Annotated in this window: 10 protein-coding genes; 6 read left to right on the top strand and 4 right to left on the bottom strand. The window is 62.2% G+C overall.

All coding sequences use genetic code 11. From position 1 onward, the window contains the following. Positions 1–184 precede the first annotated feature (184 nt). Positions 185–616, bottom strand: coding sequence for a cupin domain-containing protein (locus EOD29_RS00430; protein WP_067329481.1), 432 nt, complete (start codon positions 614–616; stop codon positions 185–187). Between the two features lie 545 nt (positions 617–1,161). Between EOD29_RS00430 and EOD29_RS35760 the strand changes: the two genes are divergently transcribed. Continuing rightward, positions 1,162–1,521: a hypothetical protein gene (locus EOD29_RS35760; protein ID WP_067329484.1), complete on the top strand. Its 360-nt coding sequence runs from the start codon at positions 1,162–1,164 to the stop codon at positions 1,519–1,521. 76 nt (positions 1,522–1,597) lie between these two features. Here the strand turns inward: EOD29_RS35760 and EOD29_RS00420 are convergent, their stop codons facing one another. After that, positions 1,598–3,523: a hypothetical protein gene (locus tag EOD29_RS00420; RefSeq protein ID WP_127245669.1), complete on the bottom strand. Its 1,926-nt coding sequence runs from the start codon at positions 3,521–3,523 to the stop codon at positions 1,598–1,600. Between the two features lie 559 nt (positions 3,524–4,082). On the opposite strand from EOD29_RS00420, the gene EOD29_RS00415 reads away from it, so the two are divergent. Further along, entirely contained in the window at positions 4,083–4,262 is a 180-nt protein-coding gene (locus EOD29_RS00415; protein ID WP_127240287.1) for a hypothetical protein, read from the top strand. Here the strand turns inward: EOD29_RS00415 and EOD29_RS00410 are convergent. Further along, a complete protein-coding gene (locus EOD29_RS00410) occupies positions 4,256–4,990 on the bottom strand; it encodes an isoprenylcysteine carboxylmethyltransferase family protein (RefSeq protein ID WP_245475174.1) in 735 nt (244 codons plus the stop codon). The two genes, EOD29_RS00415 and EOD29_RS00410, sit on opposite strands and share 7 nt — an antisense overlap. On the opposite strand from EOD29_RS00410, the gene EOD29_RS00405 reads away from it, so the two are divergent. Both EOD29_RS00405 and EOD29_RS00400 read left to right on the top strand, forming a co-directional pair. Beyond that, positions 4,990–5,316 carry a hypothetical protein gene (locus EOD29_RS00405; protein WP_127245668.1) on the top strand — a complete coding sequence of 109 codons (327 nt, stop codon included), beginning with the start codon at positions 4,990–4,992 and terminating at the stop codon, positions 5,314–5,316. The genes EOD29_RS00410 and EOD29_RS00405 overlap by 1 nt on opposite strands. A 765-nt stretch (positions 5,317–6,081) precedes the next feature. Beyond that, positions 6,082–6,546 (top strand): hypothetical protein, encoded by a 465-nt coding sequence (locus EOD29_RS00400; protein ID WP_127240283.1) that lies wholly within the window; start codon positions 6,082–6,084, stop codon positions 6,544–6,546. A gap of 153 nt (positions 6,547–6,699) precedes the next feature. On the opposite strand, the gene EOD29_RS00395 is transcribed toward EOD29_RS00400, so the two are convergent. Next, a complete protein-coding gene (locus EOD29_RS00395; protein WP_245475172.1) occupies positions 6,700–8,007 on the bottom strand; it encodes a hypothetical protein in 1,308 nt (435 codons plus the stop codon). 440 nt (positions 8,008–8,447) lie between these two features. Here EOD29_RS00395 and EOD29_RS00390 point away from each other — a divergent pair, with 440 nt between their 5' ends. Then, the gene (locus EOD29_RS00390; RefSeq protein WP_127245667.1) at positions 8,448–11,552 is read left to right on the top strand and encodes an efflux RND transporter permease subunit; all 3,105 of its coding nucleotides are present in this window, start codon (positions 8,448–8,450) and stop codon (positions 11,550–11,552) included. Beyond that, complete coding sequence (locus EOD29_RS00385) at positions 11,539–12,417, top strand: hypothetical protein (protein WP_127245666.1); 879 nt, start codon at positions 11,539–11,541, stop codon at positions 12,415–12,417. The genes EOD29_RS00390 and EOD29_RS00385 overlap by 14 nt, the downstream gene beginning before the upstream one ends. The last annotated feature ends 12 nt before the right edge of the window (positions 12,418–12,429 follow it).

The following is a 12,429-nucleotide window of genomic DNA, read 5'->3' as shown; positions in this document are numbered from 1 at the left end:
TCTATCCATGTTGAAGAGAAAGCGCAGCCCTAGCATTGGGGCGATCGAGGCGAAAGCCGCATCAATCGGTCCAGCAAGCGAAGCGGTCACTTTGCGCTTCCGGTTTTGTTCGGCGCGCAGTTATTGATTGCTCAAGCCTTGGAGCGCCCGCCCTACCGCGGAACAGCTGAGCCCCGTTGCCTCGCTACTGCTTCAGGATTGTGTTCTTGGCGCCTTGTTCGACCTGGTCGATCACCAGCAGCTTCACCGGATCGCTGCCGATATTGGTCGCCTGATGCCACTGGCCGATCATCTCGACGATGAAATCGCCGGTCTTGTAAGTGTTGCTGCTGCCGGTCTCGACATTGGTGACCTTGAGGGTGCCTGCCTCGACATAGGCATAGCGCGGGAAGGGATGTTTGTGCACCGGCAGCGTCGCGCCGGGCGCGATCTGATAGGCTGAGACCTGGACCTCGACATTCTTCTGGGGCAGCTTGATCGGCTGGCCGGATGCCGTCGTCGTCTTGGACGCCAATGGCGTCACGACAACAGGTGTGGCCGAACTGTCCAGAGCGTCGGCGGTGGTTGCATAAAAAGCGGCCGCCAGCAGCAGCGCCGATGCCGGAATGTTTCGCACGATTTCCTCCCGAAATGATCGGCAAAATCGCCTAAGCGCTGTCGACTCGCAAGGAGAAAGGATTTTGGGCTTCCCGGGCTGTATAAACTATCAGCTGCCAGGTCCTTCAAATCTGCCCCGCACTTGGGTGCTGCCGCACCCAGTCCCTTGATAGACCGGAATCATCCCCTAGTTAGTTTCCCTGGCGTAGTCGCGAGTTGCCTGGGGGTGCTGCGCCGTTCTGACGGCATGCGGCGGAAGGACGGCCGGCCGAAGCGCCTTTGGAGGGTGCCGTGCGTCAATATCTGGGATCCAGCTTGGCCCATCTCGCGTTCGCGTGCTCTGTCGCGATAGCTTGCGCGGGAGCCGCGGCCGGCGGCGAGCGCGGCCAAGGTCATAACGCTGGTGGCGATCACGGGAATAGCGGCGGTCATGGCGCTGGCAGCAACAACGGTCAGCATAACGGAACTAGCGGCGATCCCGGTGGCTCCGGCGGCAGTCCGCCGTCTGACCCACCGTCCCCACCGTCTAACGATGACGGAAGCAGCCCCACCACAACCGGGTCAGTGACGTCAAGGGCGGGCGTAGCCGGCAACGGCGGAAGGTCGCTCGACCTTCCGCCCGCCCTGCTGCCCTTCGAAGACAGCGCCATTCCACTGGCAGTCCATCCAATCGAAGTGCTGCCGGGTGTCCCGGACAACATCGTTCGTGCCTGCCGTGAGGCAATCGAGCAGGCCGCAGCTCAGTTTGGCGCGACCAGTGTGCGCGTCAGCAGTGCAGGTTCCGTACGGCGGTTGAGCCGACAGAGGATATCGGCTCCCGTCCAGGTCAGCATCGACTACGGATATCAAGGCGGCGTCGAGACGCGCCAGGCGCCGGTCGGCTGCGAATTGAACGCGAAAGGCAGCGTGATCGGGCTGACATAGCGCACAGTGGGAGCCCTCGCCGTAGACGTCGAGTTCAGGCTGCCCAGCCCCGATTTTCCAGGGCAGTCGTTCCAGCTCAGTCCAACGTCGAATGGCTTGGCCGGAGGGAAAACGGAAGCGTGATGGCACGCACACGGATTTCGCGCGACGGTTTGCGAACCTTGCTGGACGTAGTCTTCTTTTGGCTGACAGCTTTCGTCTGGCCTGCGCCGGCCGATGCGCGGCCAGTGCGCGGCTTCAGCGGCGGCTCTATCTGAGCGTCGCGGCGCTGAGCCCGAAGCTTATCATTATCGGCACGCGCGGCGGCCAGCTCGCGGGCGAAAGAAACCGTCGCTTCACGTTGCTTGTCCAGAGCCTCCTTCAGCCTCATGGCGGCCTGTCCCAAAAGTTGGCGGGCTGTGTCACGCTCGAGGCGGGCTTTGTTGAGGTTCTCTCCGACCGACACTGCTGAAGCGCGTTCTCGTTGCAGAGCCTGCGCCGTCTCGGCAGCACTCTGCTCCGCGCGCTCTTTCGCTGCGACCGCCTTGGTGCGCTCCTGTAACGCCGCGTCGCGCTCCAACCGGGCCTTGTCAAGGTCCTCCCGGGTCGCGACTGCCGAAGCGCGTTCGCGCTCCAGCGCCTGCGCCGTCTCGCTAGCAGTCTGCTCCGCACGTTCTCTCGCCGCGACAGCCCTGTCTCGCTCCTGCAACGCCGCGTCGCGCTCCAGCCGGGCTTTGTCGAGGTCCTCACGGGCCGCGACTGCCGAAGCGCGTTCGCGCTCCAGCGCCTGCGCTGTTTCAGTGGCAGCCTGCTCGGCATGCACTTTCGCCGAGACAGCCTTCGCTCGCTCCTGCTCAGCCGCGTCGCGCTCGAGGCGGGCTCTGGTGACGTCCTCTTGGGCCGATATTGCTGAAGCGCGTTCGCGTTCCAGAGCCTGCGCCGTCTCGGCGGCAGTCCGCTCGGCACGCTCTTTTGCTAAGACGGCCTTGGCTCGCTCCTGTTCGGCCGCGTCGCGCTCGAGCCGGGCTTTGTCGAGGTCCGCACGGTTCGCGACTGCTGAAGCCTGTTCCCGCGCCAATGCCTGCGCCGTCTCGGCAGCAGTCTGCTCAACCCTCGCTCGCGTCGCGGCGGCACCGGTCCGTTCCCGCTCAGCCGTGTCCGCGATCGCGGCCTTGGACTGCTCCATTTCAGCGATGTCGCCACGAAGGTCCTCCGACTTCCGGCGCTCCTCGTCAAGCATCCCGCTCGCATGTGCCAGCGAAGCCTCGGCTTTGGCGCGATCCCCGGCGGCTTTGGCTTCCAGCTGTTCAATTTGCGCTCGCGCTTGCGCTAGGTCGCGCGCCATCTGTTCGGTTCGCTCCCGTTCGAGGCGAGCAGCGGGCATCTGTATAAAGACATGGTCGATGGTTTCGCTGATCCGCGCGCGGACATCTTGCGCAATCCACCGTAATGCCTCGAGCGTGCGGGCTGCCACAAGTTCGTTGCGCAAACGCCCCTCGCTGGCGTCGTCGGCGGCTGCCATGCTTGTCTTCAGCACCTCGATCTGCTTGCGCGTCTCAGCGAGCGCACTCTCCAGAGAGGCACTCCTGGCGCGCTCCTCCTCCATCGCTCGGTGCTCCTGGCCAGCCAATTCCGTTGCAGCTGCTGCCTGAGCACGAGCTGCCTCGACCTGTGCTTCGGCAGCGGTGAGATCCGGTTTGGGCAATTCGCCGTTCGTGGGTGCGTCGGTTGATGCCGTGCTGGCAGGAATCTCCAAGCGGTGTGAAAGATCGGGAAGGGAGTAGCTATCGGCCCGCGAAACAGCGGGGGCGCTTTCGACCGGCTTTTGTCTCGTCAACGCATAGCCAAGCGGCACGGCCAGACAAATTGCGGCGACGCTCAAGCGTAACAAGGGGCTCGTCGGCCTGCGAACACGGGGAGGTAAGGCCATGGCGAAGCTTGTCGCCAGAGCGAAAGCATCGGGCAGGTCCTCGCGCGAGTTCTCGCCCGCTTCGGGCGTCGTGTTGAGATAATCCTTTCGCACCCCGGACTTACCGGAGTTTAGACCCTGAACATCCGGGGCCGGGGCCACGGCGGCCCGGGAAGAAGCCGCCTTGGCTGCAAGATTGCGTGGGCGATCCCAGGCCCAAGAAGCCTCATCGAGGGGAATAGGCGTGCTTTCGCTCAGGTAGCCATACTGGTGACGCCGTCTCGCTGCGATGAGGATACGCCGGACCACAAGGAAGAAGCCTACCAATACAAATATTGTCATCCCGCCCAGGAGAGCGAGACCTGTGTCGTCTGCGTAAAACCCGGCAAGATCTGACATCGCCGTACCTGCGCGGTTTCCGATGTAACTTTAAGCTCGTGAAGTGGTGTGTGGCTCCTCGCCCTGGCTAACTTTGCTGCCTGCCTTCGAAGCTGTCACCGCTTCGGCCCAAGTACTGGGGAATGTTGTCGATGCATGGCTGGGCGCCGGTCGAAAGCCAGCTCGCGCCTCTCCATCTTCAACGTCCCGGGGAGTTCTCCCACGGTGCACGCCATGCCACCATTTCGGAGTCTGGACGCTCCATCGTAAAGTTTAAGCTAGGTCACAGACCTCGGTGGTCAACCATCTGGGCGACAGTTCGGCCATGCAAAATGGCCATCGCGGTGCCCGGCACGAGCGCCAAGACTCCCGCGGCTACCTCATCAAGCTCGACGAACTGCTGACGATGCCGAAATCGGCAGGCCATTTGGTCCTGCTGCCGAGAGAGGATCTGGCACTTGGCGGATCTCAGTAGATCGTCATGAGGATCGGGAGGTAACTGCCTGCTCGCAATTGTTCGATTGCTTCGATGGCGGGATAGGCTGCGGGGAAGTACAGTCCATCCTGGAAGTTGCGCTTGAGCGCTTTCGGGGAGAAGACAACTTCGGCAGAGTCCGTATATTGGGACAGTTTCGGCCAGAACAGCGGCGTACAGCGCGCATAGGAATCGTATTGCGAGCCGAAGATCGTCTTCAGGTGTTCGGCCTCCTTGGCTGCCGTGATGACCAAGATCCAATAGCTGAAAAATCCCAGCGCCAGAGCGACGGCGATCGATCCATGGATCAATCCGATTCCAGCTGCTCCAAGCGTAGAAAAGAGATAGAGCGGGTTTCTGGTCAACGAGTAGGGGCCGGAGGTAATCAACTCCAGATTCTTCTTTGAACCGATATAGAGAATGCTCCACATCCTGCCCACGAAGCAGGTGAGGACCAGGCCGAGACCCGCCATCTGGATCAGTTCATGTACGCCCCCACCCAATCCGGGGTGCGAAAACAGGATAACGGTTGCAGCAACCAGCCCCGCTGCCCGAGCGGCGTTTATCCGCATCCTTTGATTGACTGACTGAACTCTCATCGAGGCCCCCGGGAATGAAGGGGCCGCGTTTCTGGGCTCCGCATTTTGACGGCACCCCCCGATATGCGGCTCGCTTGCGCTTGCCAGGCTTTGCTGGCCGTGCGGTTGAACAGGAGGGGTATCGATCATTGGATCGTCTCCTCGGTAAGCTGAAGGAAGACGTCCTGGAGCCGCCCGCTCTCGGGTTCGAAGGCGAGGATCGGCATCTCGGCGCGGATCAGGACGTTCGGGATTTCGTTGTTGAGCTGGCGGCTTGGAGGTGTTTTCGTCGGATCAAGAAGCTCGACGCGCAGCCAGCCCGCGTCTCCATTGACAAAATGTCCCGTGATAGGCTGCAGAATGGTCGTCAGGATGCGGATGGAGGTCGCTTCTGTGTCGATCGTTCCCCCTGCGCGCCGGCCGGGTTCTTGGCTTGCTCGACCCAAACGGCGCTGCAGGCAAAACGCCTTTCGTGACCCATAGGACTTGTTAGGGTCTTCGGGCGCGAAGACGTGAGCAGATGAGCCGGGCGCTACGGCGACACTTCCGCGAGACATTCAGTGCAGGCTCCCTCGTGCCTGCCAGCACGCTTTCAGGTTGACGCGCCTATTTATCGCTGCAGTCGTTAGGCTCTACGATTCGGCAGTTGAGCTGACTCGCTTGCGAAGGGATTACCCCTTTTTGCGAAGGGGCCTCGTCCGTGATGTCCGACATCAACGCCAGAGTGGGCTTAACCGACAGCGGGATTTCGGCTCATTGTAGCGCTTGAAGGAAGTCGTCGCCGAGCAGGCGCTGGAGCTGCGGCTGCAAAAAGGCATGATCGCGACGGGAGCGACGACGGTCCCCGGAACGGCGCCACCTCCCGCTGGGGGCGTCCGGAACTTCGCATGAGCCGCTACGGCTTTCGGTTAGGCCGGCAAAGCCGTTTTGGGCTATCGGTCCGCCGGCGCGCTTTGTCCTATCTTAGGTTTCCAACGTCGGGCAACGGTCGCACTGGCTCCCTTAGCCAGCCTACGCTCCGCTGGCGCGGCGGGTCGGTTGCGCAACACTTGTCAACTTGATGGGTCGCAGTGCTGCAGGCGAAGCTCGCGCAAATACGTACAAACCGCGCACCGCCAGCAGAGCCATAAGCAAGGAGTACGCGAACTCGGCCCCCGGCAGAGGCGGCAAGCGGCACAGCGTGCTTGTCTGGTCGAGTCCAGTGTTGGTGCTCCGATGAGATCATATGAAGGAGGTCTCCCATGAAACCTGCTGGTTACTACCTAGCGCCCGGCGCGTTCGTCCTCGTGCTTGCCGGGGCGACCGGCGCGTCGGCCGCGGAACAGCCGATCGCCTGCAAGAAGGTGCCGTTGGTGGTGCGGGACATGTTCCACAAGGATTTTCCCGTCGCCAAGGTCAAGGCATGCGCCCGCGAGGTCGAGAACGGAGAACTGGTTTTCGAGATAGCAAGCGTCGAGGGCGCAATGACGCGCGATGTGCTCTACCATAAAGACGGCAAGGTCATCGTCGTCGAGGAATCAATTCCGATGGAAGCGGTGCCTCAATCGGTGCGTGCGGCCGTTGATACGAAATTCGCAGGTGGAAAGATCAAGCTTGCGGAGAAGCTGATGCGCGACGGCAAGGTGAGTTACGAGTTCCAGATAAGCTACAAGGGCAAGAACGTTCAGCCCGTCTTCGATCCGGATGGAAAGGAAGTGAAGGGCTGATGGGCGAAACTCTTGCACTGAAGGGTCGCTGACATAGCTTCAATCAGCCTGAGAGAAGAAACAAGTCCGGCGCAGGCAGACGGGCTTGCGGACCTCACTCGAGTTCAGCAGAAGGCAGCCGTCAACAAGCGCCGGACATCCGGACGATCGAACCTACCTGCCTAACTTCACGTGTCCGCCGAATTGGAGCGTCGCGCGCACACTGAAGGTGTGCGTTCTCTCGTCCTCAGCATTCTCCGCGAATGTGTAGGCGGCGCCGAGGTTCCATTTCGCCGCGCCGGACGGCGCGTCTTCTTCTTCCCCAGACGCATAAATCACTTCGAAATCCGCCAATTGCTCGCGGGTGTCCGGACCGACGGCGACAAAGTTCCGCTGATGCGTGTAGGTGGCTATGTAGGTCATAGGTTGCACTTCCAGCGCGACAGATCCGGTGAGAAGCAGAGCGTCGTCCGGACCGCCATCGAAATGCTTAAGGTAGGCCGATTCGCCGAGAAGCCTCAGTGTGTTCCCGTTGAGGTCGAAGCTTCCAGTGGCGGCAGCAAGGTAGGCCAATTCATTGCCGGTCCCCGGCAGCGGTTCCTCTTCTTCTTCCTCCTCCTCCTCCCCTGTGTCGACGGCCAGCCCGGGCTTCTGGTATCGGATGCCAAGGCGATAGCCGAATTCACCGTCCTTGTAACAATCGCCCTTTTCCGCCCCTTTGCAGCCATCAAGGGTAACTGAGAATGAGGATAAACCGGCGGTGTTGCCGGCACCGCCATCCGCCAGCGCGAGCCGTCCACGGTTGGTAAAGAGCGACTCGCTGAGGAACGTCCGGTCGGTCGTGAATACCGTCGCGGCCAAGGCATGGTTCAGCCCAAAGCCCTCGAAGCCAACAACAGCTTCGCCACCCAGACGTTCGTCAGCGTCGAAAACAGACGCCAGATCCGGGGCGTGTATCCCCGGCAGGGCTTCGCTGGCCAGGCTGAACACCGTGTCGAACTTTCCGGCCCTCACGGTCAGGGGATCGACCTTAGCGAGAGCGTAGAGCTCACCGACATAGGTGCCGATCCCTTGAAAGGCCGCATCCTCCCCGGGTTCCGGGTCGACCACGGGCTCGGTAACGATGGCACTCACGAACCGAAGATAATCCGTCGGCGCGTAGAAAAGATCGAGTTCGAACTTCGGAAACAACACATTGGATCTCAGGAAAGACGGATGTGCGCCAAATATCCAGTCGTTCTGCAACTCCGCGGTAGCCTCGTACCCCGCGCAGGGCGCGGCGCATTCTTCGGCCAGAGCCGGTATCGTTTCTTCGGCCAGAGCCCGCTCGTGCTCCTCCGCCAGTGCAGAAGCCGAAGAGTACAGCAGCCCTATGCCACTAAGCGCTAAGATAAAAAGGCGAATGACCGGCGAGCCCCCATGAGATGCACCACGCGTCGATGATATCCGCTGATTCCACTGTGGCAACTGCGATTTCGTCATTTTGTCCCTTACAAACGCGACTTGTCTCATACAAACGCAAACGTGTCGCATCTCTACAACACTGCTTCGCTGTTCCGCGCCCGGTACGCTCCCCCGAGGACCGCCGGCGCAGCAAATTGGCGGTCCCGCTTCGCCTTCCTCGAATCAATATTCGGGCACTCCCCGACCGAGGCAAATTGCGCCAGAGCACGTCCAGCCTTTCGCTGGAAACAGACACACGCGCATGCAACCGACGCGAGCACTCACGGCGTGAGTGGCTATCCTAATAAATTTGTATGAACTATTTCTCTACTCCAAAAGTTAGAGACCCGCCGGATATACGGTAATAGCGCCTTGCAATATTGATTAATTATGCGGCGCCCTCCCTCATGATACGCTTTGGGACTATCTGATCTGTCGCAGGCGCGCTTTCGCGCGCCGCGGAATCGCGGGGGGTTGCCGTGCTGCAAACGCTCGTCAAGCTGAGTCTCGAATTTCGGCATCTGGTCCTAGCAGCCGCGCTACTCTTGGTAGCGGCGGGTGCCGTTCTGCTTCCCAAAGCCAAAACCGATGCTCTTCCCGAGTTCGGGGCGCCGGTCGTGGAGGTGCAGACCGAGGCGCTCGGCTTGTCGACAGGCGAAGTGGAAAGCCTGGTGACCATCAATCTCGAAGAGATTCTGACCGCGACGCCCTTCCTCAAATCAATTCATTCCAAGTCGGTGCCGGGAATGGCTTCGGTGTTGCTCACCTTCGAGCCCGGCATGGATCCGATGAAAGCCCGACAAATGGTGCAGGAGCGTCTTACGATGGCTTGGGCCCTGCCCAATGTCTCGAAGCCGCCCACCATGCTGCAGCCGAAGTCGGCGGCAGGCCGCGCCATGATCGTCGGACTGTCGTCCAAGACCGTGTCGCTGATCGACATGTCGGTGCTGGCCCGGTGGACGATGACGCCGAAGCTGCTCAGCGTGCCGGGCGTCGCCAACGTCGCGATCTGGGGCCAGCGCGCTCGCCAGCTTCAGGTGCAAATCGAACCTCAGCGCCTCGAATCGGCAGGCGTCTCGCTGGATGAAGCCGTAGAGAGCGCCGGGGATTCGCTCTGGGTCTCGCCGCTCAGTTATCTGGAAGCGTCAGTACTCGGAAGCGGAGGCTGGATCGACACGCCGAACCAGAGGCTCGGCATCCAGCATGTGCAACCGATCAGCAAGGCCAGCGACCTGACGAAGGTTGCTGTCCCGTCTTCCGCGCTCAGGCTAGGAGACGTGGCCGAGGTCGTCGAAGGCCATCCGCCGCTGATCGGCGATGCGATGATCAACGGACAGCCTGGCCTCATCCTCGTCGTCGAGAAGCTTCCCAACGTCGACACCAAAGCGGTCGTAGCGGGGGTCGAAGCTGCGCTCGCGGAGTTGAGCCAAGGCATGCCGGGCATCGACATCGACGCCTCCCTCTACCGCGCCTCCGACTATGTCGACAGCGCCTTGGCCAATCTGGTCCGGATGGTGATCGCCGCCATGGTGGTCGTGTCCGTAGCCCTCTTCCTGTCCTTGACGCCGGTCGGCACGGCGAGCGTCGCCGTCGTCGCGATCGTCCTGTCGTATGTCGCGGCACTTGTCGCTCTCTATTTCAGCAGCCCGATCTTCAACCTGATCCACCTGGCCGGCCTCGCGGCCGCGCTTTCCCTCGTGGTCGACACTGCGGTAGTGGCTGCCGAGGCCCTCGGGCGACGCCTTCGCGCCGGTGGCGGCCGTCCGCTCGCCGCGCCTCTATTCGATGCGATCGGCGAAATCGGCAAGCCAATGATGTATGCAGCGGTGATCGGTCTGCTGGCGGTCGCTCCGATACTCGGACTCGACGGCGAAACCGCGGCATTCTTCCGGCCGCTGGCTCAGGCCTATGGCGTCACGGTGGCCGCTGCCATGGTCGTCGTGCTCTTGGCGGCGCCCGCCCTCGCGATGGTTTTTTTCCGTTCGGGCAGCGCAGCAGGAAACAGGTCCGAACCTGTGGTGGCGCGGCTGTTCGGTGCGGCCTATGGGCGGCTGCTGGGGAGGTTCTCGGCGACGACCGGTCCTGCCTATGCGATCGTGGGTCTCGGAGCGTTGGCGCTACTCGCGGCGACGCCCGCCCTGAAGTGGTCGCCGTCGCCGTCCTTTGACGAAGGCACCGTCCGCGTTTCGTTCAAGGCCGCGCCGGGTGCATCCTTGCCCGCCATGATCCGCACGATGGCGCGACTGGAATCCGAAGTCCGCGCAATCGATGGAGTCAGCTCTGTCGCTGGCCATCTCGGCAGGGCCATCACGGGCGACCAGGTCACCGGCATCGAATCCGGGCAGCTCTGGATTGGGCTCGACGAGCGGGGGAACCGAGCCGCCGCACTGTCGCAAATTCGCGACACGATGGAAGGCTTCGCGGACCTCGAGGTGAAGGTTGAAGGCTATCTGGCCAGTACGGCCGGGCGGATCTTCGCCGACGCCGGCGAACCAGTGGTGGTCCGCATCGAAGGGGCCGAGACGGCCGTGCTTGAAGAGCAGGCAAAGCTCGTCGCGGCGAGAATCGCCGCCGTTGACGGCATCAACTCCGTACGCATCGACAAGAACGCTTTCTCGCCCGAAATCGAGGTCAAGGTCGACGTTGCGGAGGCTGCCGCACGTGGACTGAAACCGGGAGACATCCGGCGCGCGGCAGCGACGGTCTTCGCCGGGCTCGAGGTTGGCAATCTGTTCGAGCAGCAAAAGGTCTTCGAAGTGGTCGTTTGGGGGGCTCCCAACGCACGAAGCAGCATCGCCGACGTCGAGAATCTTCTGATCGAAACGCCTGATCGCCCGCATACACGCCTTGGCGATATCGCCGAGGTGCGGATGGTGCCGCAGTTGAGCACCATCGAGCGTGACGGCGTCACGCGCAGCATGGACGTTCACGCCAGCGTCGCAGGCCGCAGCGTCACGGCAGTGGCGGAAGATGTGGCGGCAGAGCTCAAGAAGGTGCAGCTCCCCTTCGAATACCATGCCTACGTTCGGGGCGAGTATGCCGAGAGCCGTGCAGCCATGCTGCAGGTGACGCTCTTCGCAGCGTCGGCGGCAATCCTGATCTTTTTCCTGCTGCAGGCGGCGCTGCAAAGCTGGCGACTGGCGATCGGCATGTTCCTTTCGCTGGTGGCAGTGTCGGGTGGCGTCGCGGCGATCCTCGTGGCGGTAACGGGCACCGTTTCGGTTGGGGCGCTTGCCGGACTTCTCGCCGTCCTCGGGCTTTCACTCCGCAACGGTCTGGTTCTGGCCAGCCGCGTCGATCAGACCGGGGAGGGTGACGAATCCTGGCCGGACCGTGTCGCGGCGGCCGCGCGCGAGCGCTTCGCGCCCATGCTGACGAGCACGCTGGTCACCTGCCTCGCCTTCGTTCCCGCAGTGGTCATGGGCAGCGCCGCCGGTCTGGAGATTTTGCATCCAATGGGATGGGTCGTGATCGCAGGCGCAGTCATTTCAGTCCTGATCAATCTGTTCGTCCTACCGGCCATGATGCTCCATTCCGGCCCGGTTTCACGACGCCTTGGAGGAGTTGCACATGCTTCGCAATAGGCTTTTTCTTAAGTCATCCCTCGTCGCCGGTGTGGCTTTCGTCGTGGTTGCCACGGGACCCCTCGCGGCCGCGGAGTCGCCCGCAGGCGCGCCTGCCAAGCTGGTAGAGGTCGCAGGTTCCCCATTTCCACGCGTGGTTCTGACCGAACAGGCTGCCAAACGACTGAGCATCCAGACCGAAGCGCTGCGGGAGGAGACGGCCAAGCGGTGGATGATGATGAACGCCCAGGTCGAGATTGCGAGCGGTGAACCGTCGGTGAATGCAATTACGGAGACGGCTTCCATCGCGCCGGCCGGTGAAAGCGGCCAAGCACGGCAATCCCTGATCAAGGTGCCTGTGGACGCGGCGAGCCAGATGTTGATCGCGGTTGTCGACGACGAGGATGACGAGGACGAGACCGGCGACCACGACGAGTTTGCCGAGATTTTCGGCGTCGCCAACCCGGCGGACGAGGATAAGGACGGTCTAGTGGTCGTGCTGCTGACCGGCCAAGGCCGCTCCGGTAAATATTACACGGCGCGGCCGGTGGCGGTGAAGGACCGGGACGACGGGCGGTTCTTTGAATTCCTCGAGGCAAGCAGCGGCGTCAAGCCAGGCGATCATGCGTTCGTGGCGATGAAGGCGCCGGAGAGCGGCAGCATGGCGAAGATCGTGCCCTACTCGTCGGTTGTCTATGACGAGCACGGGGACAGCTGGCTCTACTCCAATCCGGAGCCGCTCGTCTTCGTCCGCCAAAAAGTGGCTGTCGAGCGCGTCCTTGGCGACATAGCAGTGCTGTCGGACGGACCAGCGCGCGGTACGCCGGTCGTGTCGGTCGGCGCGGTCGAGCTGATGGGGGTTGAATTGAAGTTTGGCGGCCACTGAGCGGGCGTGAAA

The organism is Mesorhizobium sp. M1A.T.Ca.IN.004.03.1.1 (assembly GCF_003997555.1).
In the GTDB taxonomy this organism is placed as follows: domain Bacteria; phylum Pseudomonadota; class Alphaproteobacteria; order Rhizobiales; family Rhizobiaceae; genus Mesorhizobium.
Note: the sequence above shows the minus strand (reverse complement) of the source record. Positions and strands in the feature narration are given on the sequence as shown.

Coding starts and splice junctions, on each gene's coding strand:
- EOD29_RS00410 (WP_245475174.1), bottom strand. CDS start 4,990: ATGATCGATACCCCTCCTGTTCAACCGCACGGCCAGCAAAGCCTGGCA.
- EOD29_RS00400 (WP_127240283.1), top strand. CDS start 6,082: ATGAAACCTGCTGGTTACTACCTAGCGCCCGGCGCGTTCGTCCTCGTG.
- EOD29_RS00395 (WP_245475172.1), bottom strand. CDS start 8,007: ATGACGAAATCGCAGTTGCCACAGTGGAATCAGCGGATATCATCGACG.
- EOD29_RS00385 (WP_127245666.1), top strand. CDS start 11,539: ATGCTTCGCAATAGGCTTTTTCTTAAGTCATCCCTCGTCGCCGGTGTG.